The sequence below is a fragment of the Pantoea agglomerans genome, assembly GCF_021397715.1.
GTDB classification, from domain to species: Bacteria; Pseudomonadota; Gammaproteobacteria; order Enterobacterales; family Enterobacteriaceae; genus Pantoea; species Pantoea astica.
This window is the reverse complement of record NZ_CP090207.1, coordinates 1,756,705-1,780,711: the sequence shown is the minus strand read 5'-3', so window position 1 is coordinate 1,780,711 and position 24,007 is coordinate 1,756,705. Positions and strand designations below refer to the sequence as shown.

At 54.9% G+C, this 24,007-nt stretch carries 23 protein-coding genes; 8 read left to right on the top strand and 15 right to left on the bottom strand.

Annotated elements, in window-relative coordinates:
- Positions 1-240: 240 nt before the first annotated feature.
- On the top strand, positions 241-4,188 hold the full coding sequence (gene putA / locus LZU96_RS08350; protein ID WP_233987846.1) for a trifunctional transcriptional regulator/proline dehydrogenase/L-glutamate gamma-semialdehyde dehydrogenase: 3,948 nt from the start codon (positions 241-243) through the stop codon (positions 4,186-4,188).
- Positions 4,189-5,607: 1,419 nt separating this feature from the next.
- On the opposite strand, the gene LZU96_RS08345 is transcribed toward putA, so the two are convergent.
- The 10 genes from LZU96_RS08345 to LZU96_RS08300 form a co-directional block, all read right to left on the bottom strand.
- Positions 5,608-6,708: an acyltransferase family protein gene (locus tag LZU96_RS08345; protein WP_233987845.1), complete on the bottom strand. Its 1,101-nt coding sequence runs from the start codon at positions 6,706-6,708 to the stop codon at positions 5,608-5,610.
- Positions 6,709-7,174: 466 nt separating this feature from the next.
- Positions 7,175-7,927: an L-cystine ABC transporter ATP-binding protein TcyN gene (gene tcyN, locus LZU96_RS08340; RefSeq protein ID WP_233987844.1), complete on the bottom strand. Its 753-nt coding sequence runs from the start codon at positions 7,925-7,927 to the stop codon at positions 7,175-7,177.
- Positions 7,924-8,592, bottom strand: coding sequence for a cystine ABC transporter permease (tcyL, locus tag LZU96_RS08335; protein WP_094121744.1), 669 nt, complete (start codon positions 8,590-8,592; stop codon positions 7,924-7,926). The genes tcyN and tcyL overlap by 4 nt, the downstream gene beginning before the upstream one ends.
- A complete protein-coding gene (gene tcyJ, locus LZU96_RS08330; RefSeq protein ID WP_233987843.1) occupies positions 8,592-9,392 on the bottom strand; it encodes a cystine ABC transporter substrate-binding protein in 801 nt (266 codons plus the stop codon). Before tcyJ ends, tcyL begins: the two co-directional genes overlap by 1 nt.
- 111 nt (positions 9,393-9,503) lie before the next feature.
- The gene (locus tag LZU96_RS08325) at positions 9,504-10,490 is read right to left on the bottom strand and encodes a D-cysteine desulfhydrase (RefSeq protein WP_233987842.1); all 987 of its coding nucleotides are present in this window, start codon (positions 10,488-10,490) and stop codon (positions 9,504-9,506) included.
- A 190-nt stretch (positions 10,491-10,680) separates the two neighbouring features.
- Positions 10,681-11,184 carry a flagella biosynthesis regulatory protein FliZ gene (gene fliZ / locus LZU96_RS08320; protein ID WP_233987841.1) on the bottom strand — a complete coding sequence of 168 codons (504 nt, stop codon included), beginning with the start codon at positions 11,182-11,184 and terminating at the stop codon, positions 10,681-10,683.
- A 50-nt stretch (positions 11,185-11,234) separates the two neighbouring features.
- A complete protein-coding gene (locus LZU96_RS08315; RefSeq protein WP_233987840.1) occupies positions 11,235-11,957 on the bottom strand; it encodes an RNA polymerase sigma factor FliA in 723 nt (240 codons plus the stop codon).
- A 141-nt stretch (positions 11,958-12,098) separates the two neighbouring features.
- Positions 12,099-13,067, bottom strand: coding sequence for an HNH endonuclease signature motif containing protein (locus LZU96_RS08310; protein WP_233987839.1), 969 nt, complete (start codon positions 13,065-13,067; stop codon positions 12,099-12,101).
- Positions 13,068-13,307: 240 nt separating this feature from the next.
- Positions 13,308-14,087, bottom strand: coding sequence for a glycosyltransferase family 25 protein (locus LZU96_RS08305; protein ID WP_233987838.1), 780 nt, complete (start codon positions 14,085-14,087; stop codon positions 13,308-13,310).
- Between the two features lie 335 nt (positions 14,088-14,422).
- Positions 14,423-15,919 (bottom strand): flagellin, encoded by a 1,497-nt coding sequence (locus LZU96_RS08300; protein ID WP_233987837.1) that lies wholly within the window; start codon positions 15,917-15,919, stop codon positions 14,423-14,425.
- 337 nt (positions 15,920-16,256) lie between these two features.
- Here LZU96_RS08300 and fliD point away from each other — a divergent pair, with 337 nt between their 5' ends.
- From fliD to amyA, 4 genes are all read left to right on the top strand, one after another.
- Positions 16,257-17,687, top strand: coding sequence for a flagellar filament capping protein FliD (fliD, locus tag LZU96_RS08295; protein ID WP_233987836.1), 1,431 nt, complete (start codon positions 16,257-16,259; stop codon positions 17,685-17,687).
- Positions 17,688-17,696: 9 nt separating this feature from the next.
- Positions 17,697-18,104: a flagellar export chaperone FliS gene (fliS, locus tag LZU96_RS08290; protein ID WP_233987835.1), complete on the top strand. Its 408-nt coding sequence runs from the start codon at positions 17,697-17,699 to the stop codon at positions 18,102-18,104.
- Positions 18,104-18,469 carry a flagella biosynthesis regulatory protein FliT gene (gene fliT, locus LZU96_RS08285; protein ID WP_233987834.1) on the top strand — a complete coding sequence of 122 codons (366 nt, stop codon included), beginning with the start codon at positions 18,104-18,106 and terminating at the stop codon, positions 18,467-18,469. The genes fliS and fliT overlap by 1 nt, the downstream gene beginning before the upstream one ends.
- Positions 18,470-18,569: 100 nt before the next feature.
- A complete protein-coding gene (amyA, locus tag LZU96_RS08280) occupies positions 18,570-20,051 on the top strand; it encodes an alpha-amylase (protein WP_233987833.1) in 1,482 nt (493 codons plus the stop codon).
- A gap of 38 nt (positions 20,052-20,089) precedes the next feature.
- Here amyA and yedD read toward each other — a convergent pair whose 3' ends face one another.
- Positions 20,090-20,572, bottom strand: a complete 483-nt coding sequence (yedD, locus tag LZU96_RS08275; protein ID WP_233987832.1) for a lipoprotein YedD — start codon at positions 20,570-20,572, stop codon at positions 20,090-20,092.
- Positions 20,573-20,796: 224 nt separating this feature from the next.
- Between yedD and LZU96_RS08270 the strand changes: the two genes are divergently transcribed.
- A complete protein-coding gene (locus tag LZU96_RS08270; RefSeq protein ID WP_094121754.1) occupies positions 20,797-21,120 on the top strand; it encodes a DUF6388 family protein in 324 nt (107 codons plus the stop codon).
- 199 nt (positions 21,121-21,319) lie between these two features.
- Here the strand turns inward: LZU96_RS08270 and iraP are convergent, their stop codons facing one another.
- Positions 21,320-21,616 carry an anti-adapter protein IraP gene (gene iraP / locus LZU96_RS08265; RefSeq protein WP_233987831.1) on the bottom strand — a complete coding sequence of 99 codons (297 nt, stop codon included), beginning with the start codon at positions 21,614-21,616 and terminating at the stop codon, positions 21,320-21,322.
- Positions 21,617-21,792: 176 nt separating this feature from the next.
- Here iraP and LZU96_RS08260 point away from each other — a divergent pair, with 176 nt between their 5' ends.
- Positions 21,793-22,032, top strand: coding sequence for a DinI-like family protein (locus LZU96_RS08260; RefSeq protein ID WP_031375086.1), 240 nt, complete (start codon positions 21,793-21,795; stop codon positions 22,030-22,032).
- 38 nt (positions 22,033-22,070) lie between these two features.
- Here LZU96_RS08260 and LZU96_RS08255 read toward each other — a convergent pair whose 3' ends face one another.
- The 3 genes from LZU96_RS08255 to LZU96_RS08245 form a co-directional block, all read right to left on the bottom strand.
- Complete coding sequence (locus tag LZU96_RS08255) at positions 22,071-22,337, bottom strand: hypothetical protein (protein ID WP_094121756.1); 267 nt, start codon at positions 22,335-22,337, stop codon at positions 22,071-22,073.
- A 163-nt stretch (positions 22,338-22,500) separates the two neighbouring features.
- Positions 22,501-22,842 carry a hypothetical protein gene (locus LZU96_RS08250; RefSeq protein WP_233987830.1) on the bottom strand — a complete coding sequence of 114 codons (342 nt, stop codon included), beginning with the start codon at positions 22,840-22,842 and terminating at the stop codon, positions 22,501-22,503.
- A complete protein-coding gene (locus LZU96_RS08245) occupies positions 22,826-23,212 on the bottom strand; it encodes a hypothetical protein (RefSeq protein WP_233987829.1) in 387 nt (128 codons plus the stop codon). The genes LZU96_RS08250 and LZU96_RS08245 overlap by 17 nt, the downstream gene beginning before the upstream one ends.
- Before the next feature lie 138 nt (positions 23,213-23,350).
- Here LZU96_RS08245 and LZU96_RS08240 point away from each other — a divergent pair, with 138 nt between their 5' ends.
- The gene (locus LZU96_RS08240; RefSeq protein WP_233987828.1) at positions 23,351-23,977 is read left to right on the top strand and encodes a helix-turn-helix domain-containing protein; all 627 of its coding nucleotides are present in this window, start codon (positions 23,351-23,353) and stop codon (positions 23,975-23,977) included.
- Positions 23,978-24,007: the final 30 nt, after the last annotated feature.

The window sequence follows — 24,007 nt, the reverse complement described above, 5'->3', positions numbered from 1 at the left end:
TTGCACTCGCTCACAGATCTCAAGTTGCACCCTGGCACAACCTCACAGAAACCGCGGTTTACCGGGCCTGCCAGATTGGCGAGGATCTTGCAGCAATATCCGTGCCGGTCTGCAAAAGTTAACAATCGGCGGCATTAAAAGGGTGTTAACTGGCTCACATTTAACACGGTTGCACAAAGTTGCAACTTAAGTGATAGTGCAGCCACGCCGTATCGAACCACTATAAGGAGCACTGGATTCATGGGTACAACCACCATGGGTGTAAAACTGGATGACGCGACTCGCGAGCGCATCAAACTGGCTGCCCAGCGTATTGATCGCACGCCACACTGGCTGATTAAGCAGGCGATCTTCAACTACCTCGGCCAGCTTGAGTCGGGCGATTCACTGCCTGAAATCCCGTTATCCGGACAGGCAACCGTGGAGGCGGATGAGGTGCTGACCGAGGAAGCGCATCAGCCGTTCCTGGACTTCGCAGAGCAGATTCTGCCGCAGTCGGTGACCCGTTCCAGCGTGACCGCCGCCTGGCGTCGCCCGGAGACCGATGCGGTGCCGATGCTGCTGGAGCAGGCGCGCCTGCCCGCGGCGCTGGCCGAAAAAACGCATCAGCTGGCTTATCAGTTAGCCGATAAGCTGCGGCACCAGAAAGGGGCAACCGGACGCGCTGGCATGGTGCAAAGCCTGCTGCAGGAGTTCTCTTTATCCTCGCAGGAAGGCGTCGCGCTGATGTGCCTCGCCGAAGCGCTGTTACGCATTCCGGACAAGCCCACCCGAGATGCGCTGATCCGCGATAAGATCAGCAACGGCAACTGGCAGTCGCATCTTGGACGCAGCCCGTCACTGTTCGTGAATGCCGCCACCTGGGGACTGCTGTTTACCGGTCGCCTGGTCTCTACGCATAATGAAGCCAACCTGTCGCGCTCGCTGAACCGCATTATTGGCAAGAGTGGCGAACCGCTGATCCGCAAAGGCGTCGATATGGCGATGCGTCTGATGGGTGAGCAGTTCGTCACGGGCGAAACCATTGCTGAAGCGCTGGCTAACGCCCGTAAGCTGGAAGAGAAAGGTTTCCGTTACTCCTATGACATGCTGGGTGAAGCGGCGCTGACCGCCAGCGATGCTAAAGCCTATCTGATCTCCTATCAGCAGGCGATTCACGCCATCGGTAAAGCGTCGAATGGTCGTGGCATTTATGAAGGCCCGGGCATCTCGATTAAGCTGTCGGCGCTGCATCCGCGCTACAGCCGCGCCCAGTATGAGCGGGTGATGGAAGAGCTCTACCCTATTCTGAAATCGCTGACGCTGCTGGCTCGTTCCTATGACATCGGCATCAACATCGATGCGGAAGAAGCTGACCGTCTGGAGCTGTCACTCGACCTGCTGGAAAAACTCTGTTTCGAGCCGGAACTGGAAGGCTGGAACGGCATCGGCTTTGTCATCCAGGCCTATATGAAGCGCTGTCCGTTTGTGATTGACGAGCTGATCGATCTGGCGCAGCGCAGCCGTCGCCGCCTGATGATCCGTCTGGTCAAAGGGGCCTACTGGGACAGCGAAATCAAACGCGCCCAGATGGAAGGGCTGGAGGGATATCCGGTGTATACCCGTAAGGTCTATACCGATATCTCTTATCTGGCCTGCGCCCGTAAACTGCTGGCGGTGCCTAACCTGATCTACCCACAGTTTGCCACCCACAACGCCCATACGCTGGCGGCGATTTATCAGTTGGCCGGTAACAACTACTATCCCGGTCAGTATGAGTTCCAGTGCCTGCACGGCATGGGCGAACCGCTGTATGAGCAGGTGGTCGGTAAAGTGGCGGACGGCAAACTGAATCGTCCCTGCCGCATTTATGCCCCGGTCGGCACGCATGAAACGCTGCTGGCTTACCTGGTGCGTCGCCTGCTGGAAAACGGTGCCAACACCTCCTTCGTTAACCGTATTGCGGATACCTCGCTGCCGATTGATGAGCTGGTTGCCGATCCGGTCAGCGCGGTGGAGAAGCTCGGGGCCAGCGAAGGCGCCATTGGCCTGCCGCATCCGAAGATCCCCCTGCCGCGCGATTTGTACGGTGCTGAACGCGTCAATTCAGCCGGTCTGGATATGGCCAACGAACATCGTCTGGCCTCACTCTCCAGCGCCCTGCTGAGCAGTGCCGCGCAGCCGTGGCTGGCGCAGCCGATGATTGAAGGTGAACCGGGCGACGGGGAAACCCGCACTATCATTAACCCGGCGGCGCCAAACGATGTTGTCGGCCAGGTGCGTGAAGCGACAGAGCAGGAAGTCTCGCAGGCGCTGGACGCTGCGGTCAACAGCGGACCGATCTGGTTCGCCACGCCGCCGCAGGAGCGTGCCGCGATCCTGGAACGCGCCGCGCAAATCATGGAAGGCCAGCTGCAGCAGCTGATTGGCATTCTGGTGCGTGAAGCGGGCAAAACTTACAACAACGCCATTGCCGAAGTCCGTGAAGCGGTCGACTTCCTCTATTACTACGCCGGTATGGTGCGGGAAGATTTCGATAACGAAACCCACCGTCCACTGGGTCCGGTGGTCTGTATCAGCCCGTGGAACTTCCCGCTGGCGATCTTTACCGGACAGATTGCCGCGGCGCTGGCAGCGGGTAACAGCGTGCTGGCCAAACCGGCGGAGCAGACACCGCTGATTGCGGCGCAGGCGGTACAGATTCTGCTGGATGCGGGCGTGCCGGCGGGCGTGCTGCAACTGCTGCCAGGCCTGGGTGAGACGGTCGGCGCGCAACTGACCGGTGACGATCGGGTTCGCGGCGTGATGTTCACCGGTTCAACCGCGGTCGCCACGCTGCTGCAACGTAATCTGGCGGGTCGTCTCGACCCACAAGGTCGTCCGACGCCGCTGATTGCCGAAACCGGCGGGATGAATGCGATGATCGTCGACTCCTCCGCGCTGACTGAGCAGGTGGTGATTGATATCGTCGCATCGGCCTTCGATAGCGCCGGTCAGCGCTGCTCGGCCCTGCGTCTGCTCTGCATCCAGGAAGATGTGGCTGACCATACCCTGAAGATGCTGCGCGGCGCGATGGCGGAATGCCGGATGGGCAATCCGGAGCGTCTGTCGACCGATATTGGTCCGGTGATTGATGCCGAAGCCAAAACCAATATTGAGCGTCACATTCAGGCGATGCGCAATAAAGGCTTCACGGTCTATCAGGCGGTGCAGGAGAACCCGCAGGATAGCAAAGAGTGGAGCAGCGGCACCTTTATCAGGCCGACCCTGATTGAGCTGGATAAGGTGACCGATCTGGATAAAGAGGTGTTTGGTCCGGTGCTGCATGTGGTGCGCTTCACCCGTAATGCACTGCCGCAGATTGTGGATCAGATCAACGCCTCGGGTTACGGCCTGACGCTGGGCGTGCATACCCGCATCGACGAGACCATTGCCCAGGTGACGGCGAACGCCCGGGTCGGCAATCTCTACGTTAACCGCAACATGGTCGGTGCCGTAGTGGGCGTGCAGCCGTTTGGCGGCGAGGGCTTATCCGGCACCGGCCCGAAAGCGGGCGGTCCGCTCTACCTCTATCGTCTGCTGGCGCATCGTCCGGATGGCGCGCTGCGGCTGACTTTCGATCGTCAGGATGCCGTCTGCCCTGCCGACACGACGCTGCGTCAGGCGCTGCTGGCACCGCATCAGGCGCTGGCAGGCTGGGCGAAAGAGAAGCCTGAGCTGGCGGCGTTGTGTCAGCACTATGCCGATCTGGCGCAGGCAGGCGTAGTGCGGTTGCTGCCAGGCCCGACGGGCGAGCGCAATACCTTCTCGCTGCTGCCTCGTGATCAGGTGCTCTGTCTGGCCGACAATGAGCAGGATGCTTTAGTGCAACTGGCGGCGGTGACCAGCGTCGGCAGCAAGGCGCTGTGGCAGGATGATGAGTTGCATCGTCGCCTGCTGGCAAGCCTGCCAGACGCAGTGAAAGCCCGTATCACCCTGGCGCGCGATCCGTTAAGCGCTGAGTTTGATGCGGTGATCTATCACGGTGATGCCGATCAGCTGCGGACCCTGTGCGAGCAGATTGCGGCGCGTGAAGGCGCGATTGTGTCGGTGCAGGGCTTCGCCCGCGGTGAGACTAATCTGCTGCTGGAGCGGTTGCTGATTGAGCGTTCACTCAGTGTGAATACCGCCGCGGCTGGCGGCAATGCAAGTCTGATGACCATAGGGTAAGGGGCGCCCGCTAGGGGCTGATTGGGTTCGCTGCGCGAACGGGCTGGGAGCGGGTTTCGAGCCGCCGACCGGTTGGTGGGGTTCGCTGCGCGAACGGGCTGGGAGCGGGTTTCGTTCGCCGGCTGGCTGGTGGGGGTTCGCTGCGCGAACGGGCTGGGAGCGGGTTTCGTTCGCCGGCTGGCTGTGGCAGTTTCAGCTTCGCCGCTGCCGGCGACCGACAAGGGGGCGCCAGTCGCCGCGCCCCCTTGACCCCGGGCTCCGGCCTGCTTCACCGCCGCTTCGCGGTCCCTTCGCTTCTTCCGGATTTCTTACGGACCGGCCGGGACGCGCCATCCCTGGCGCGGCCCCGCCTCTTCGCGACATCCCTGTCGCTCGTCCTGAAATCCCTCATCCGCTCAGCGCTTCAGACGGCCTCCCAACCCCTCGCTGTTATTTCTGTGTTTCTTTTCACATTCTTCGTTGCTGTAGGGACTAGCTTCCGCTGCTGTCAGTTTTTTAGTTTGCCAGCTACCACACCGGGCAGAGCCGGATAACCATTCAGGAATTACGGACCGGGGTTTGCCAGACGCATTCGTATTCGTGAGCCGCCAGACAATACCGGGCCACATAACATTTAAGAATTTGCAGGCGGGGATTTGCCAGAGGCGTCCGCAGCGCTGAGGAGTGAGCGAAGGCCAGGAAGAGCCGACAGGACGTCGGCGAAAGGACGGCCTCGCCAGGGACGGCGAGTCCGGACGGTCCGTCGGCCGCAGGGAATGACGAAGGCACCGCGCGCAGCGTGGCGCGAAGGCAGCCGGACGCCGGGATTGTTAAGGGGCGGGCGTCCGCCCCTTGACGCGTCCGCCCGCTCGGGCAATCTGAAACTCCCCAGCGCCTGGCGGGCGAAACCTCACTCTGTGCCAGCCCGCTGCCAGGCGTAACCCGCTCAATGTCAGACCGCAGCCATGCGTAACCAGCCCCAGCCCGCCGACAGGCGTAATCACCCACTCATCAGCCAGCTCCGGACCGCATGAAAAATGTAAGAAATCACAGGCGGGGGTTTGCCAGAGGCGTCCGCAGCGCTGAGGAGTGAGCGGAGGCCAGGAAGAGCCGACAGGACGTCGGCGAAAGGACGGCCTCGCCAGGGACGGCGAGTCCGGACGGTCCGTCGGCCGCAGGGAATGACGAAGGCACCGCGCGCAGCGTGGCGCGAAGGCAGCCGGACGCCGGGATTGTTAAGGGGCGGGCGTCCGCCCCTTGACGCGTCCGCCCGCTCAGGCAACCTGAAACTCCCCAGCGCCTGGCGGGCGAAACCTTACTCAATGCCAGCCCGCTGCCGTGCGAAACCCGCTCAGTGCCAGCCCGCAGCTATGCGTAACCTGACCCCAGCTCCAGCCCGCCGCCAGGCGAAACCGGCCCCAGCCCGCGGCTAAGCGTAACTTACCCACTGCTCGCGCCGCCAGGCGCCCTTTTCATCAGCGTTGGAAACACAAACAGTGACTGCCCCAGTCCACGGTTGGTCAGCGACCAGATCGCCACCGAACAGAGCGAACAGAGGCCCACAATCGCCAGCGGATAGAAACAGGCCCAGAGGAATGAAAACCACGCCTGCTCAAACAGATGGTGGCGCTGTGCAAACAGGATCGCTGACATACCGAAAAACTCGATAAAAATACGGTGTATGACATAAATCTGCAGCGTATTCCGGCCAATCCAGTTTATATAACGCATGCTGAAATGCTGATTCAGCCAGCGGCAGGCGGCAATACTGAACAGCACCGCCAGGATGCACATGAACAGACTCTTATCCAGACCGAATATCGCGTGAATACCCGCCAGCGCGGCCAGGATGGCCCAGGGTGTGTAGTTTTCACGACGCCACTCGCTCAGGCGCAGCATCGTCTGGCTCCAGAACGCGCCCAGCAGGAAGAAAAGGAAATATTGCGCCAGACTCTGTGGGCCCCAGTAGGGAATAATCTTTTCAACTGCCAGATAGTTCAGCAGAATTGCCGCTGCCATCAGCACCAGTTTATATTGCCGAAACAGTTTGGCGCAGAGGAAATAGAGTCCAAGCCCATATAAGTACCATGACGTACTCATGGCCATAAATGTCAGCTTCAGAAACTCAATCAGCGATCCGGCGTAGGCCGCATTCAGATTCTGTGAAATGCGCTGGCCGGTAATTTCAGTGGAGATACCTAAAATCGACCACCACTGAATGAATCCCCATATAATATAGAGATAAAAAAGATTGGTAATGCGGCTGGTAAATACCTGTTTCCAGGGCCGGTTAATAATACCGTTAGTCGCCAGCAGACCCGAAACAAAAAAGAAAGCGGGCATTCGTAGCGGCGACAGGACCGTATTAAACTGCACCCATATTTCGGCGGGGATCCATCCGGCAGAGAGATATTTAACTGTTCCTTCAAATCCAGGTAACACCGTGTGGTACAGGACCACCAGTAATATACAGGCCCCTTTCAGGGTGTTTATCCAGGCTATATGTTCGGTTCTGGTATGTTCGGTTCTGGTGTCGTTCATTCAATGACTCCGGCTGTGTAGGTCAGAACGCTGAAAAGTAAAAGCGAGGAAATCAGTCGTGCTTTTATGGTTATCCAGCGATTATTCGTCATTGAATCGGTGGTGAATGTAGCGAAAGTCTTAAAAAATCCCGCATGGTCCTGTTGCTACAGTTATTTACGCAGTGGAACCTTTCCTTACACTTATCGTTAAAGCACACGCTGACGCGATTAATTACGCCAGAACAGAGATAAAGGATAATATTTTCTGATAATCCCGCAAAAATAAATAAGAGGAAGTGGCAATAATAAAAACCACTCTATATCCGATGAAAGGAAAAGATTTGTCAGATGTGCCAAAAGGTTTAACGATGGCTTATTGAACTGTGATAATGCTGAATATCGACGGCAATAACCGCTACGCTATTCAGCCAAAATCGTGATATTTAAACAGATTAACGCAGCCCTCCCTGGGGAAGGCTGCGGCATTACTGACTGAGAAATTTATCGAGGAACTGACGGGTTCGCGGCTGCTGTGGATTGCTGAACAGCGCTTTTGCTTCGCCCTGCTCGACGATACGCCCCTGATCCATAAAGATGGCGCGGTCAGCCACGTCACGGGCAAAGCTCATCTCATGCGTCACGATTACCAGCGTGCGTTTCTCCTCGGCCAGCGCGCGGATGGTGTTGAGCACCTCACCGACCAGCTCCGGATCCAGCGCCGAGGTCGGCTCATCAAACAGAATCACCTCAGGTCGCATCGCCAGCGCACGGGCTATGGCCACGCGCTGCTGCTGACCACCAGAAAGACGGCGCGGATAACTCTCCTCTTTGCCGTGCAGTCCGACTTTTTCCAGCAGTTCACGGGCGCGTGCCACCGCTTCCGATCTGGCTTCGCGTTTAACGATGACCGGGCCTTCAATAATGTTCTCCATCACCGAACGGTGCGGGAACAGATTAAAGTTCTGGAAGACAAAGCCCACCTGCTGACGCAGACGACGCACCTGCTCTTTTTGCTTACTCTGCGCCAGTGCCGCATCAACGGTGATATCGCCCACTTTGATGGTACCGCTGTCCGGCACTTCCAGCAGGTTAATGCTGCGCAGCAGCGTGGTTTTACCCGAGCCGCTGGGACCGATGATCGCCACCACTTCGCCTGCCGCGACATCGAGATCGATGCCGTGCAGCACCGTCTGGCCATTGAAGGATTTCACCAGCTTTCTGACTTCGATGGCACTCATTTCGACTCCTGATCCTGACGATTAACGTGCTGCTCCAGCCGGTTCTGCAGGGCGGACAGCACCGTCGCCATCACCCAGTAAATCAGCGAGGCAGCCAGATACATGGTAAAGACTTCCAGCGTACGCGAGGTAATCAGCTGCGCCTGACGGAACAGCTCAGGCACCTGAATGGTCGCCGCCAGTGAGGTATCTTTAACCAGGCTGATAAAGCTGTTACCCAGCGGCGGCAACGCGGTGCGGGCTGCCTGCGGCAGAATCACCCGGCGCAGGGTTTGCCAGCGCGTCATACCAATACTCGCTGCCGCTTCCCACTGACCACGCTCAATCGCGGAAATCGCGCCACGCAGTGACTCTGAGGCATAGGCCGCCGTATTCAGCGACAGGCCAATCATCGCCGACGGAATCGGGTCCAGTTCAATGCCAAACTGCGGTAAGCCGTAGTAGATCATAAACAGCTGAGCGATCAGCGGCGTACCGCGGAAGATAGAGACGTAGATGCGCGACAGCCAGCTGATCGGCCAGAAGCGTGACAGACGCATCAGCGCCAGAATGAATCCCAGCACCAGGCCGAAGAACATCCCGCCGATGCTGAGTTGCAGCGTAAACAGCGCGCCCTTTAATAAAAAAGGTGCTGAATCCAGCACCAGTTGAAGACTTTCCTGCATTATTTCGTCACGTCCGCGCCAAACCATTTCTGAGACAGCTTGCTCAGCGAGCCATCTTTCTGCATCTCAGCGATAGCCTGGTCGATCGCTTTCAGCAGGTCGTCGTTGCCTTTACGAACCGCAACGCCCGATTCCTGACGAGAGAACGCATCACCCGCAACGGCCATGGTATCGCCGGTTTTCTTCACCAGATCCAGCGCGGCCAGGCGGTCAACCAGAATGGCGTTCAGACGGCCTGAGCGCAGATCCTGATATTTCGTCGGGTCATCATCATAGGTACGCACATCCACGCCTTTCACGTTTTCACGCAGCCACTGCTCGTAGTTGGTGCCCAGACCGACGCCCACCTTTTTACCGGCCAGGTCAGCAGGTTTGGTGATGGTGCCCGCGTTGGCTTTCATGGTCAGCGCCTGAATGCCGGAGATGGTGTATGGCGTAGAGAAGTCATACTTCTTCTTGCGCTCATCAGAGATGGTGACCTGGTTGATCACCACATCAATGCGCTTCGCATCCAGCGAGGCCAGCATACCGTCCCATTTGGTCGGTTTCAGACTGGCCTTAACGCCCATATGCTGCGCCAGTTGTTGCGCGAACTCCGCTTCAAAACCGGTCAGCTTGCCCTTTTCATCCTGGAAGCTGAACGGTGGATAAGTGCCTTCCAGACCCACCAGCAGCGTGCCGCGCTCTTTAATTTTATTCAGCAGGTTTTCCGCTGCGAAAGTTTTAACGTTGACGCCCGCGACCAGCGCCACGGCCATGACGCCCATCACCAACTGGCGACGTACAAGAGAAAAGGTCATATTCACCCCATTATTGATTGTGTTGTGTGTAGTTTATAACGGCAACGCTGCGATCCCGCTGCCGGTCTGTCGTGATAACGGCAAGATTATAAACTGTTTTTTTTGCTTGTCTCAGACCGAAGGATGATAAGCAAATAACGCCGGCGCACCGCCAGTATGAATAAACAGCAGTGGCCCTTCACGACGGAAACGGTTCTGACTGATGCCGTCCAGCAGGCCCGCCATCGCTTTACCGGTGTAGACCGGGTCCAGCAGAATACCTTCCAGCCGTGCCAGCAGTTTCACCGCCGCCATGCCTTCGTCGTTTGGCTCGCCGTAGCGCGGCGCAAAGTAGTCATCCCACAGGGTAATCGGCGCCTTAGCCTGCACTTCCAGCGTCTCCGCCAGCGACTGACGCAGCCGCTCAACCAGCGGTAACTGCGCCTCAGTCTGGCGTGAAACGGTGACGCCCACCAGCTCGGTCTCCGGCAACAGATGCTCCAGACCCACCGCCAGTCCGGCATGGGTGCCGGCACTGCCTGAAGCGACCACCACGGCGGCGAAATCAACCACGCCTTCGCTCTGATGGGCAATTTCCTGCGCGCACTCCACATAGCCTAGCGCACCCAGCGCATTGGAGCCGCCGACCGGCACGATGTAAGGGCGGAATCCCTGGGCTTCAAGCCGCGCAGCCTGCTCAGCCAGCTGTTCCGCAGGGTTGTGCAGCGCATCGACCATGATCACTTCCGCGTCCATCAGTTCCAGCAGCAGCCGGTTACCGTTGCTCAGGTAGTTTTCAGCATGGGTACCAATCGGATTTTCCAGCAGTGCAACGCATTTCAGGCCAAGACGGGCTGCAACGGCAGCGGTCTGCCGCACATGGTTGGACTGAATCGCGCCAGCGGTCAGCAGCACATCCGCGCCTTCGCGCAGCGCATCGGCCGCCAGAAATTCCAGCTTACGCAGCTTGTTGCCGCCCATCGCCACGGGCGTGACATCGTCGCGCTTAATGAAAATATCGCGGCCCAGATAGTCGGAGAGTCGCGGCAGGTGCTCTAACGGCGTCGGTGCGCCCAGCAGCTCAAGCCGGGGAAACTGGTGTAACAGATGTAAAGACAATGCTGCCTCCATTCGGGCATTGGAAATTATCCTTACAGTGTTGCAGAAGATGCGAAAAGGATCACTCTGATTCAGGTGGCGTGAGATGCGGTGACAGGCGTGCTCCCCCGCCCCGCCATTTTTTTCAGATTAAAAATGGCAGGAACGCACCGGCGGTGCGCTGGGGGAGCAATGGGTGTGCAGCAGGGATCTAGCCCTGTTGCCACCCTAAAAACTGATCGTATTTGCGCAGAGCAATACGGTAATTGTTATTGCCCGCATCCGGCAGGTCGCTTTCCAGACATTGATGCCAGCTATTGCCCTGTAGCCGATCGGCCGGGAAATTTTTTGCCTTCAGCATGTCGTCAAGCCGACGCAGCCGCACCACGTATTCACGAATGGTGCTGGGGCTCATCTCTGTCTGTTCGAACAGGTACTGTTTGAACGCCATAATGTCGAAGTAATTAGGATGGGTATTGCAAAAAATATCGCTGCAAAAGCGACAGAGCGCAGTCAGTTCTGGCTGAAGTTTCAGCCACAGTGGCTCATCAATCATCTGGTCCATCCGAGCGATGGCCTCTTTATTGATGATCTGGCCGCGAAAAACGAGCGCCATACGATCTAATACCTTGCCACAGTGTGAACAGTTGCTCTGGCTGTGTTTATAGTCTTTAAGATAACGACTTAACGGTCTGGCCTTGGTCTTGGCTCCCATTGCTGAGTCCCCGGTTTCTTATATTTTTGAATCGCCAGGAACTGATACTGCTAGCGCGCTCCCGTAAGTCGGGCCCGCAGGCGTTTAATCGCCTGACTGTGCAGCTGGCTGACACGGGATTCCCCCACATCAAGTACCGCGCCAATCTCTTTCAGGTTCAGTTCTTCCTGGTAGTACAGTGTCAGCACCATCTTTTCACGATCGGGTAACGCTTCGATCGCTTCAATGACGCGCTCACGCAGACTCCCTTCCATCAACTGATGAAGCGGATTGGCCTCTTCATGCCCTTCCGTCACCAGCTCCGCACTGTCGCCATGTTCTTCCCGATACTCATCGTAGGAGAAGAGCTGACTGTTGTTGGTGTCCAGCAGGATCTGCCGGTACTCCTCCATTGAAACATTCAACTGCTCAGCGACTTCCTGCTCGGAGGCAGCACGACCCAGCGCCTGTTCCACCTTATGCATTGCTCCGGCCACCTCGCGCGCGTTTCGACGCACGCTGCGTGGAGCCCAGTCCCGGCTGCGAAGCTCATCCAGCATTGCGCCACGGATACGCTGCACGGCATAGGTGGTAAAGGCCGTACCCTGTAGCGCGTCGTAGCGCTCCACGGCATTTAACAGGCCAATACCTCCCGCTTGCAGCAAATCGTCCAGCTCAACGCTGGCTGGCAGACGCACCTGCAGGCGCAGCGCTTCATGGCGCACCAGCGGGACGTAGCGCTGCCAGAGCGAATGCTTGTCCATCACGCCTTCGGCGGTATAGAGATCGTTCACGTTGACTACCCTGCGTTAATGAAGTTATCGGCATGATTATCCAATTCTGTAGGGTTATTGATTGGGGGAATAGGCGGGGTAAAACGAGGTTATTTCATTTTTGTTATCTGCAGGGGCAAATCCGTCTGCCCCTGATGTGGACTAGCGTCGCGCCCGCAGCCGCTGGCGGGTGGCGGGAGGAACTGCCGACCACAGGGTGCAGACGCGACCATCAAGTTCCTGATAATAAGGGCTGATGTTTTCCTGCGCCTCGTCACCCGGATGCACCTGAATCTGCCCCGATTCACCATCGATGCTGATCAGCCGATTGATAAACAGTCGTTGTAGATCGCTGCGCAAAAATAAACCGTTATCGATACTGTTATCCGCCAGCACCCCTTCGTCATTCTCCTGCGTGTCGATGTGGCACGCTTCCACCCACGGCCAGTTGTGCCGTTCGGTGAGTCGGGTTCCGGTCATCACACAGCCACCGTAACGCGCTTTTACCCCCGCGCTGAACTCCGCCTGGCTGGCGCGCTGTAGCACCCGCGCTTTCACCCGGCGCCCCACTTCGGTCCCCGGCATCACCGCCGCCGGGACTTTATGCTGGGGCGTGCTCAACACCACGATGAACTGGATGCGCCGCGACTGCGGAAAGCAGGGATTCGCCTGCGGGTTAAATAGCTGCCAGTAGGCCTCGTCTTCATCCTGATACATCAGCACCAGTTTGTAGCCACGACTGTTGATCAGGTTCTGGGCGGTAGCCGAATGGGGATCGATCATCGCGAACACCTGAGTGCTGCCCATCACCTTCCACAGATTGTCGCGTTTCTCTTTCTCGCTGCGCCGGAAATAGAGAAAGGAGAGATTCTGCTTCAGGTAGTGCTCAAAGCGGCGCAGATAATTTTTACGTTCATTATCGTTGGCGATGAACAGCAGATCCTCCAGCGGACTGTTGCTCTCTTCCTGCGCAAACACCGCACGGATTTTCAGGGTGCGAAAGCTGGTCGACGGGCTGAGCAGCGCGCGCGCCGTCAGCTCCTTCTCCTCAGGGTACTGCTGGGCATAACGCAGCGCGATCTCCTCAAAGGTCAGCCGCTCACCCGGTAACAAGTCATAATTGAAGCGCATAGACACTCCACAAAATAAGGAAAATGGATCAAAAGTGATGTTGTTCTGCAAGGAGTTATCGGCAGGCTGGAGGGGAACTGTAACCGGGGGGTGAATAAGCGCAGCGCAGTGTCTTTTTTCCTGACATTGCGCCGGCTCTGCTGTCAGGGATCTCAGCAACTGTGCCGGCATGGCTACCCCGTGGTGCGGGGGGTTAATTCTGCTGGAAAGCTATGCCTGCACCTTTGAATACCGGGTGTGCTACTGGCCCGACTCTTTTAGCCCGGCTTTGACATCAACAATCGGGTTCAGAAGCGGTACCACCGCCCGGCGATAACGCTGACGGATTTTTGCGCTGAGTGGCCGTTTCGCCATTATGCTGGTCCAGATCGCCCGTTTTTGTCTGTTGTGATTGTCAACATCATCAAACTGCTGAATGGTGGTATGTTGCGCCACGTCATGCAGTAACACCGGCGCAGGATAGACAGCCAATAACCGGAATGCGCCATGCTCCTCGAACAGACACCATTTATCAGCGGCCATCCAGACCGGGTAAAGCAGCTTCAGCAGTCGTCTGGCGGCTTCGAGATTAATCACATAGGCATGAGAGGTAGTGGCACTGTATACCGGATAAAGACCGGTGGTTGGCGTTATTGGCGCGACAACCTTATTAACAAATTTATTAACCTGCGATAACAGCACCACCACAGGCTTATCTACAGGAAGTTGCATTGCAGGGCTGGATAAGACTTCAGGTAACTGTTCGGTTAATAAGGCGTCGTCTTCCAGAATCAATGCCTGCGCAATATTCTCATCAACTATTTTTTGGTAAATTTTCAGATGACTCAACGCACAGCCTATTTCACCCGGTTTAAACGCATAGTTGACCGAGCGGGTATGCTGAGAAATTTCCTTTTGGCTCAGCTGCTTACCATTTACGGCAGGAATAAACTGATAGGTAATCCCTGCAGTTTCACACTGCGCAGCAATCGTTGCGCGGCGTTCAGTTGAAGAGTCGAGATTGATAATGAAAGCTTGCATGTAGATTTATATCACTCAGGTAACAAAATATTTCCATGAATGAAATGATACCTTTTTCTTTGTCAGAAACTCAAATCAAAAGCGCGATACTGACTACACACTCGTGTGATAACCATGAGTTAAAGTTTTTTTGTTAACTACTCAATGCTGCTTTGTAGAAAGGGCTCATCGCGCTCTGGCTAAAAAAGTAACGAACGCTTAGCGCTGACTTAGCTTTTCTCTGGTTAGATTCTTTTTATAATGACTTGTTTTAGACCGGCTAACGCCAAAAAATAAATCTGACAGGCATAAAAAAACCCCGCCGAAGCGGGGTTTGACGTTCCGAGTAGAGGCAATTAGCCCTGCAGCAGAGACAGAACCTGCTGTGGAACCTGGTTAGCTTTAGCCAACACTGAGTTACCCGCCTGCTGGATGATCTGCGCTTTAGACATGTTTGAAACTTCAGTTGCGTAGTCAGCATCCTGAATACGAGACTGTGCTTCAGACAGGTTAGTGGTGGTGTTGTTCAGGTTAGTGACCGCTGAATCCAGACGGTTCTGAATCGCACCCAGGCTTGAACGGAATTCATCAACGGTTGCGATAGCTGAATCTAATGCTTTCAATGGATCATTAGTAGACTGCTGTAATTTTGCTGCATCAGCGCTGATCAACGTTGAGTTGCCTGCAGCAGTTTTACCTAAGTAAACAGTTTGAATGTCAGGTGTCGCCGTAGCACTGAAATCAGCTGTTACTTCGTCACCAGCAGCATTAGCTGTATAAGTCTTGCCATTGATACTTAAAGTGCTACCTGTTTTTGTCGCGCCTTGCAGATCCAAGTCTTTCTGTGTGGCGGCAACGTTAGTGAGTGTTGCCTCGGTAGTCAGCTGACCACTAGCAGCGTCGGTATAGATAGACTGACCACTAAATGTAGCACTACCGCCAGAAGTATCAGCGCTGTTCGCGATAGTGAAGCTATAATCTTTACCGCCAACAGTGGTTTTGAAGCTACCGTTACCGTTTGCATCGGCAGCACCTACCGCTGTAATGCTAACTCCATTAACAGTGGCTGTTGAACCATCAGCTTTACCTGCAAATGCAGTGGCAAGGGCAGTGGCATCAGCAGTTCCTAACTTAGCTACGTTTGCAGTTGTTGCATTGTCAGTAAAAGCACCTGTTGCAGAGTCAATGTATTGAGCGTTTCCACCTTTGGTAACTTGAGCAGTACTGACGTCGACATTGAAAGTATTCGCGCCTACGGAGTAATTATTAGTACCAGTAGCTCCAAAGTCAGAAATCAGTGCACCCGCAGTGACTTTCTGAGCACCATCTACGTTAAAACCTGACAAACCTAAGGTTTTAGAATCGATTTTTTTCAGATCGATTGAAATGGTTTCACCATCGTTTGCGCCAACCTGGATTTTCATGGTGCCGTCTTTAGCAAGGACGTTTACACCGTTGAATGTGGTTTGTTGAGAAACGCGGTCAATCTCGTCCAGACGTGATTTGATTTCGTCCTGGATTGAAGACAGGTCTGAATCAGAGTTGGTGCCGTTTTGAGACTGAACGGTCAGTTCACGTACGCGCTGTAAATTGTTGTTGATTTCTGACAGTGCGCCTTCGGTAGTCTGCGCAGCAGAGATACCGTCGTTGGCGTTACGCGCAGCCTGAGTCAGGCCGTTAATGTTAGAGGTGAAACGGTTGGCAATCGCCTGACCAGCAGCGTCATCTTTTGCGCTGTTGATACGTAAACCAGAAGACAGACGCTCGATAGAAGTAGACAGAGCTGACTGGTTCTTGTTGATGTTGTTCTGAGTGATCAGCGAGAGGCTGTTGGTATTAATGACTTGGGCCATGATAAATTTTCCTGTTAATCAAGTCTTTCGGTTAAGGTGTGGGCTTCAACCCGCCGGCTTCAGCGCCGTCAAAGTTGTTATCGTCTGCCGTTAAACAACCTTTAGAATTTTTTTAGTACCAGGCGAATTTTTTTGCTTCAACCTGTCACGCTTTTGATTATCGCCACCCTGCCGCACTTCTTTAGACTTAATTGATTAATTTTCTAGTCGTTGAAATACCCTTCTCTATATGCCCTATTTACCTCATTACCCTAAGGCAAATAACCTTAAACTTTCGTTAATCAAGGCCGATAACTCAGGTATTCAAACTCCGTGTCGACCATATAAAGGAAACAACATGGCTAGTATCTCTAACCTGGGTGTCGGTTCAGGTCTGCAATTAAGTGATATTCTCGACAGTCTGCAAACGGCAGAAAAAGCCACATTGAAGCCTATCTCTGCGCAGCAGAGCGCCTATACCGCTAAGCTCAGCGCTTACGGTACGCTTTCCAGCGCACTGACGACCTTTCAGACCGCGAATACCGCGCTGAACAGCGCCGATCTGTTTAGCTCCACCACGGCCACCAGCACCGGCAGCGCCTTCAGCGCCACCACCACGAGCGGCGCCGTTGCCGGCAGCTATACCATTAGCGTGTCGAAGCTGGCGCAGGCACAGACCCTGACCTCCGGCGTGCAGAGCAGCAACACCGCCGTACTGGGCGACAGCTCAGCGGCCAGCCGTACGCTCTCTATCAAGCTGGCTGACGGCACCAGTAAAGATATTACGCTTACCAGTGATCAGACCTCGCTGACCGGTATGCGTGACGCGATCAATAAAGCGGGTGCCGGCGTGAGCGCCAGCATCATTAAATCGGGTGACGGTGAATATCGGCTCTCATTAACGGCGGCGAAAACCGGTGAGAAATATGCGGTCTCGTCTGTGACCGTGACCGGAGACGATACGCTGCAAAACGTTGTGGGTTTTGATGCCACTAAAACCGATGCAGACAATCCTATGGATCTGAGCGTGGCGGCACAGGATGCCCAACTGACGGTGAATAATGTTGCCATCACCAGCAGCAGCAACACCATCAGCGACGCCTTAGAGGGCATCACCCTTAATCTGAAAGACACCACCACCACCACCAGCCAGACCCTGAACGTCGCTAAAGACACCACCAAGGTGACGACGGCGCTCTCTACCTTTGTTGATGCGTACAATACCCTGCTCGATCAGTTCAACAGCCTGACCAAATATACCGCTGTTGATGTGGGTGCAACGGCGCAGGATACCAGCAACGGCGCGCTGGTGGGCGACAGTACGCTGCGCACTATACAGACGCAGTTAAAAGGTCTGCTGACTAATGCCGCGAGCTCATCCAGCTATAAAACCCTGTCGCAGATTGGTATCTCTTCTGACCCGACCACCGGTGCACTGAAGCTGGACTCGGCGGTACTGAAAACCGCCTTAGATAAAGATCCTGACGGCATTAAAGAGATGATGATCGGCGACGGCAAAACCACCGGCATCACCACCAAAATCGCCACTAACCTGACCGGCTGGCTCTCATCAACCGGCATCATTCAGGCGGCGAAGGATGGCGTGAGCAAGACGCTCAACAACCTGACCGATCAGTACAACAAAATGAGCACTCGCATCGACAACCTGATTGCCCGCTATAAGGCGCAATTTACCCAGCTCGATGTGACGATGAGTTCACTCAACAGCACCAGTAGCTACCTGACTCAGCAGTTTGACAACATGACGTCAAGCAGTTCCAAATCGTAAGGAGTGACCATGTACAGCGCTACAGGCACCAAAGCCTATGCAAAAATTGGCGTGGAAAGCGCCGTGATGAGCGCCAGCCAGCACCAGCTGGTGGTTATGCTGTTTGATGGCGCGCTCAGCGCGCTGATTCGCGCTCGCCTGTTTATGCAGGATGGCAATATTGAAGGCAAAGGTAATTCCCTTTCCAAAGCTATCAATATTATTGAAGGAGGCCTCAAACAGGGCCTCAGTGAAAACAGTGGTGATGAGCTGGCAGACAACCTGCTGGGTCTTTACAACTACATGACGCGTCGTCTGTTGCAGGCCAACCTGCACAATGATGCAGAAGCTATCGAAGAAGTCGAAGGCTTACTGCGCAACATCGCCGACGCGTGGAAAGAAGTGGTTCAACCTAACCTGATTCAGGACGCCGTTTAATGACTATTGCACCGCATCTGATTGCCGTTTACCAACAGTTACTCGATCTCAGCCAGGGAATGCTGCGTCACGCCGCACAGGGCGAATGGGATGAATTGATCAGCAGGGAGATGGACTATGTCAGCGCGGTGCAATCGTTAGCACAATCGACAGAAGCTGCCGCTCCTTCCGTTCAGGTTCAGGAGCAGCTGCGTCCGGTATTGCGTCATATTCTGGATAATGAGAGTGAAGTGAAACGCCTGCTGCAGGCGCGGATGGATGAGCTGGCCTCGCTGGTCGGCCAGAATGCGCGCCAGAAATCGGTGCTTTCCGCCTACGGTAAGCAAGGCGGTGTTGTGATGGTACCGCGCGAAACCCTCTCCTGATTGCTGCTCTCTCCCGCCGCCAGATTTATTTCTCTGCGCGGCGCCTCTTTTCTGCCGCTTACTCCATACTTGATTCTCATCATCCCCTGGAGTGCAGTAGATGCAAAACCCGACGTTATTACAGTTTTTCCATTGGTATTATCCGGATGGCGGCAAACTGTGGCCGGAAATCGCCGATCGCGCGGCCTGGCTCAGCGAAATCGGCATCACCATGGCCTGGCTGCCGCCGAGCTATAAAGGGGAATCGGGTGGCTATTCGGTCGGTTACGACAGCTATGACCTGTTTGACCTCGGTGAATTTGATCAGAAAGGCAGCGTTGCCACCAAATATGGCGATAAACAGCAGTTACTGGCGGCAGTAGATGCCTTGCGCAGCCACAACGTCGGCGTGCTGCTGGATGTGGTACTCAACCATAAAATGGGTGCCGATGAAAAAGAGCAGATCCGCATCAACCGCGTCAATCCGGACAACCGTGATGAAATTTACGACGAGGTGGTGGAGTGCGAAGCCTGGACGAAGTTCACCTTCCCGGTGCGCGCCGGTGAATATTCTAAATTCGTCTGGGATCATAAATGCTTTAGCGGCGTCGACCATATCGAAAATCCGGATGAAAACGGCGTCTTTAAAATCATTAATGATTACACCGCCGAAGGCTGGAACGATCAGGTGGATAATGAGCTGGGTAACTTCGACTATCTGATGGGCGCGAACATCGATTTCCGCAATAAAGCGGTGAGCGAAGAGCTGAAATACTGGGCGCGCTGGGTGATGGAACAGGTGCCGTGCACCGGCTTTCGTCTGGATGCGGTAAAACATATCCCGGCCTGGTTCTATAAAGCCTGGATCGACCACATTCAGGAAGTGGCCGAAGAGCCGATGTTCATCGTCGCGGAATACTGGTCGTTTGAAACCGACAAGTTGCAGGAATATGTGCATCAGGTGGAAGGCAAAACCATGCTGTTTGATGCGCCACTGCACATGAACTTCCACCAGGCGTCAACCGCAGGCAGCGCTTACGATCTGAGTCAGATCTTTGCTAATTCGCTGGTGGTGGCCGATCCCTGGCATGCGGTGACGATCGTCGCCAACCACGATACCCAGCCGCTACAGTCGCTGGAAGCGCCGGTGGAAGCCTGGTTTAAACCGCTGGCTTACGCGCTGATCCTGCTGCGAGAACAAGGGGTACCGACCATTTTCTATCCCGATCTGTTCGGCGCCAGTTACGAAGATACCGGTGGCGACGGTGAGAAGCATAAGATTGAGATGCCGGTGATCCCGGAGCTGGAAGGGTTAATCCGGGCGCGCCAGCAGTATGGCTGGGGCGTACAGACCGACTATTTCGATCATCCTAACTGCGTTGCCTTTAGCCGCAGCGGAACCGAAACGCAGCCGGGCTGTGTGGTAATCATGTCGAATGGCGAGGCGGGCGAAAAAGCCGTGGCGATGGGTGAAGGCTATGCCGGCAAGGTATGGCGCGATCATCTGGCAAACCGTGAAGAAACCATTACCGCCGATGATCAGGGTAATGCAGTGTTTGTCTGTAACGGCGGCAGCGTCAGCGTCTGGGTCGTCGCAGAGTAGTGCCTCTTCTGGCAGGGCCGCGGCCCTGCCAGATCACGTTATTGCGATAAGGCCGCCGCATTGTTATCGGTAATGTGGGTCCGCAGCAGCTGCGGTTCAATATTCTGAATGATGGCGGCTTTTGGCTGCTTCGCCACCTCCTCCAGCGCCTGCTGGCACTCAAGGGTCGGACGATCCACTTTGCGCAGCGTCAGCCCGTCATAGCTCAGTTCACCATTATCCACCACCAGCGGCATCACCCGAACCTGACGTGTTACGTTAACGTAATCACCGCTCAGCAACGTCAGTTTGCCGGGTTTGGCAATCACTCGCTGCCACTGACGGCAATCCAGCGTACTGCCATCCGCATTGACAATAAGCGAGCCCATTGCCTGATCGCTAATCAGCTTTCCCTGAGGCCCGACGGTTTGCCAGTTACCCTGAAGATTCGCCGGCGCCGGCGTTTGCACCGCACTGTCATAATCGTTGATTTGCGCACAACCGCCCAGTGCCAGCGTGGCAATCAGCATCCACTTTTTCATGTTTAATCCCTAAGATCGCGTCAATGGCGGCTACGTTATAATTTTTCCACGCCAGTGCGCAAGGTATCCGGCTGATCCAGCCGCGCCCGGCGCGTTTTTTTTCATTGTCTTGCATAAAGTCGGCGTCAGTACCGTTGTTCTGCCACGCCGTAGCATCGCTTCCTGACAAGGCTGGCGCAACCCGCTACACTGGCGGGCTGCAACAGATATTCAGGAACCCGGCTATGAAAACCCCAGAAGCGTATTACGCGCAGGCGCGCGACATGTTCTTTACCGCTCATCCCGATTTCCAGGCAGCGCTGGATGAGCTGACCGAAAGCGACGCCCGCGCGGCCAATCTTTCCCTGCGTCAGCTGCGTGAATGGCACGCTGAACGCATCTATGCGGCTTTTTTACGTCAGAAAAATCTGGATGGGATGATCTTTTCGATACAGCTGGCTGAGCCAGACAAAGCGGTGGCGGCTGAGGCGATTGAGACCTATCTCAAATCACATGCTGAATCGCTGGGGATGAGCTGGGAAGAGTTTTGCATCAAAAACGAGCTCTGATCGGCCAGTCTTGTAAGGTGTATTCTTTATACACCTCCAACCAGTGATATAACCGCCGATAAAGTTGTACAAGGACGAGGAAAGTGTATAACTTCATCCTACGACTTCGGTCGTGATTGTCCTTGAACGAATAGTGCTTTTGCACTGCCTCTGGAGGTGTTGCTGGATTTCACCTCCAGAGGCGAATTTTTTTCTCCGGCTACTCCTCTTCTGCCATCTTCCCTTTTACTTCCACATATTGTGCCACTGCCAGCAGACGATTAATGTGCGTCAGCAGCAGGTCTACGTCAGACTGCAAAAAGTCGGTCGACGAACGTGACGCCGTGACAATAGCATCCTGAACCGTCTCGCTAATCGTCAGCGTGTTGTCCTGTTTGGCCTGCACCAGTAACGCAGCAACGAGCAGCGATTGCGCTTCAAGCTGGGCGGTCAGCTCTTTCGCGTCGACGTCCATCTTTGCCAGTTTAAGCAGAATATCAATGACCAGTTGTCGCATCGCACTTCTCCAGATGTTTGAGCTGCCATTATGTCGTGATGATGCAGTAATAAGCCAGATCAAGATGCAGTCCGGCATGACATAAAAATATTTCCCGTAATCGGGCGCGCCGCCTTGCCACTGTTTTTATTTACAGTATTATATCCCAGCGATTTTGCCCTGAATGGATTGCCATCATGTTTGTTGAGTTGATTTATGACAAGCGTAACGTAGCCGGTTTACCGGGTGCGCGCGAGATGATTCTCGAAGAGCTGGAAAAGCGGGTGCATCGGGTGTTTCCTGACATTGAAGTTAAGGTCAAACCGATGGAACGTAACGCTATTGATACGGATTTGAGTAAGAACGATAAAGCGACGATTGCGCGGATAGTTGAAGAGATGTTCGACGAAGCGGAAATGTGGCTGGTGGCCGATTAATCCCTTAATGGCCACCGCATCAGTTAGCGGGAGATCACTTAACTCTCCTGCTCGCTGTGATTAATTTCGATCTCAATGTCCTGGATGGCCGCATCCAGATCTTCCAGCATCTTACCCTGCTTGTTGAGTAGCGCATCGATGCGATCGGCGTTAACTTTGTCTTTGTATTCGCCCGCGTCGAAGGCTAACCAATGTGCTGACAGCGTCTCGGTGTTGGTTTGCGCATAGTGGCGCATCTCTTTCAGCTGAGAGGTGACATCACGCAGGTAATCATTTTTGCTCTTGGTTTCTGTTGAATCGCTCATGCTAAATGTCCTTCTGGTTAGTTATCCAAAGTGATTTGGCGTAGCGGTTCATCAACCGGCCAATCTGCGGGCCTTTTCTTCGCACAATACAGCGAAAGAAAATGTCGCCCGGAGATTTAAAACTAGTCGATAATAGCGAAGCCGCACTAAGAATAATCGGAAGTTATGGCCTGGGTTGCGAATGCATCGGTGACACTTCTTTTTCAATCACTACCTCTTTGACTTTATCCACCGTTTTGATCGCCGTGCGGTCCGGTAACGCATCAAGTTTGTGTTGTAACGTCGTCACCTGATTAGTCAGCAAATCGACCCGGGCATCACGTTTTGCCGCGATATTGCGATACTCCTGCCGAATCTCTGCTACTCGCCGGTTGGCCGTATTGCTGACATAAAGAAACAGAATCGTCATCAGCACGCAGATCATCGAGCAGCCCAGCATCACGCCGCCGAGGATAATTTTTCGCTTGTTTAACAGGGTTGTAGCAGGACTATTTATCGTCACCATCGCTGCGATCCTCCAGAGTTGAGATAAGGCGATCGACCTCGTTGCGAAACTTATCGCTGTGATCGGCCTCTGTCATTGCCAGCAGTATCCCTAACGCATTCTTGATAAGCCGAAGATCGGTTTCGAGCATGGAGATACGCCGCAAATTTTTATCGTGCCGTTCTCGTAGCTCGTCGTTCTCTTCTCGTATCAGCAGATTGCTCTCCTTCAGCAACACCACCTGTTCTTTATAACTGGTTATAATTTCGCCGCCGGCCCGATTACTGGTCACGATTGACGCGATACCCGCCAATAATGGTTTCCAGAACAGTGCCGCCGCGCCCCCACCCAAAACCAACGCACCCATACTGGTAATTAAACTACTTTCCATGCCGCACCCCTCTACCCGGTAAGGTCACTGGAACACCACGGCGTGCAACAACAGGCACGTCCCCTGCCTGAAATTTAAGATTGCTTAAATGCCAGGGTTAAGTATACTTAAGTCATTCTTAACCTGAATGTCAAGCAGATGAAAAACGAAACGCTGGGCGACCGTATTCGCCACCGACGAAAAAACCTGGGATTAACGCAGAAGCAATTGGCGGAACAGGTAAAAGTGTCCCATGTGGCGATCTCACAATGGGAAAAAGAGGAGACGTTACCGCGTGGTGAAAATCTGCTGCGACTGTCGGAATCGCTGGGATGCGCGCCTGCCTATCTGATAGATGGCGATGGTCCTGTTTTTAGCGAAAGCAGATTTGCCGGCCTGCATCAGATTCCGTTGCTCAATCAGCGCGACGTCGCCCGGTGGCTGAATGACGCCACTTCGGTGAAGTGTGATTTGCTGATGCATAACGACATGGCGCTCTCTCAGCAGAGCTTTGCCCTGCGGGTTGAGGAACAGGCCATGACGCCTGCTATCAGGCACAATGATGTGGTGATCATCGATCCGGCCGTCTCACCGATGCCCGGCGACAGCGTGCTGGCGCTGCAGCAGAACAGCGCACTGCTGCGTACATACCGGCAACGCAGCAGTGAGAGCGGTGTTGTGCAGTTTGAGCTGGCACCGGAGAACATCGACTTTCCACTGCTGCATTCCCGTCGCGATGGCATAAAGCTGGCCGGCACGCTGGTAGAACTGCGCCGCTATCGTTAGCGGACATAAAAAAACCCGCTACGCTGCGGG

Coding starts and splice junctions, on each gene's coding strand:
- putA (WP_233987846.1), top strand. CDS start 241: ATGGGTACAACCACCATGGGTGTAAAACTGGATGACGCGACTCGCGAG.
- LZU96_RS08345 (WP_233987845.1), bottom strand. CDS start 6,708: ATGAACGACACCAGAACCGAACATACCAGAACCGAACATATAGCCTGG.
- tcyN (WP_233987844.1), bottom strand. CDS start 7,927: ATGAGTGCCATCGAAGTCAGAAAGCTGGTGAAATCCTTCAATGGCCAG.
- tcyL (WP_094121744.1), bottom strand. CDS start 8,592: ATGCAGGAAAGTCTTCAACTGGTGCTGGATTCAGCACCTTTTTTATTA.
- tcyJ (WP_233987843.1), bottom strand. CDS start 9,392: ATGACCTTTTCTCTTGTACGTCGCCAGTTGGTGATGGGCGTCATGGCC.
- fliZ (WP_233987841.1), bottom strand. CDS start 11,184: ATGGGAGCCAAGACCAAGGCCAGACCGTTAAGTCGTTATCTTAAAGAC.
- LZU96_RS08310 (WP_233987839.1), bottom strand. CDS start 13,067: ATGCGCTTCAATTATGACTTGTTACCGGGTGAGCGGCTGACCTTTGAG.
- LZU96_RS08305 (WP_233987838.1), bottom strand. CDS start 14,087: ATGCAAGCTTTCATTATCAATCTCGACTCTTCAACTGAACGCCGCGCA.
- LZU96_RS08300 (WP_233987837.1), bottom strand. CDS start 15,919: ATGGCCCAAGTCATTAATACCAACAGCCTCTCGCTGATCACTCAGAAC.
- fliD (WP_233987836.1), top strand. CDS start 16,257: ATGGCTAGTATCTCTAACCTGGGTGTCGGTTCAGGTCTGCAATTAAGT.
- fliS (WP_233987835.1), top strand. CDS start 17,697: ATGTACAGCGCTACAGGCACCAAAGCCTATGCAAAAATTGGCGTGGAA.
- fliT (WP_233987834.1), top strand. CDS start 18,104: ATGACTATTGCACCGCATCTGATTGCCGTTTACCAACAGTTACTCGAT.
- amyA (WP_233987833.1), top strand. CDS start 18,570: ATGCAAAACCCGACGTTATTACAGTTTTTCCATTGGTATTATCCGGAT.
- yedD (WP_233987832.1), bottom strand. CDS start 20,572: ATGAAAAAGTGGATGCTGATTGCCACGCTGGCACTGGGCGGTTGTGCG.
- LZU96_RS08270 (WP_094121754.1), top strand. CDS start 20,797: ATGAAAACCCCAGAAGCGTATTACGCGCAGGCGCGCGACATGTTCTTT.
- iraP (WP_233987831.1), bottom strand. CDS start 21,616: ATGCGACAACTGGTCATTGATATTCTGCTTAAACTGGCAAAGATGGAC.
- LZU96_RS08260 (WP_031375086.1), top strand. CDS start 21,793: ATGTTTGTTGAGTTGATTTATGACAAGCGTAACGTAGCCGGTTTACCG.
- LZU96_RS08255 (WP_094121756.1), bottom strand. CDS start 22,337: ATGAGCGATTCAACAGAAACCAAGAGCAAAAATGATTACCTGCGTGAT.
- LZU96_RS08250 (WP_233987830.1), bottom strand. CDS start 22,842: ATGGTGACGATAAATAGTCCTGCTACAACCCTGTTAAACAAGCGAAAA.
- LZU96_RS08245 (WP_233987829.1), bottom strand. CDS start 23,212: ATGGAAAGTAGTTTAATTACCAGTATGGGTGCGTTGGTTTTGGGTGGG.
- LZU96_RS08240 (WP_233987828.1), top strand. CDS start 23,351: ATGAAAAACGAAACGCTGGGCGACCGTATTCGCCACCGACGAAAAAAC.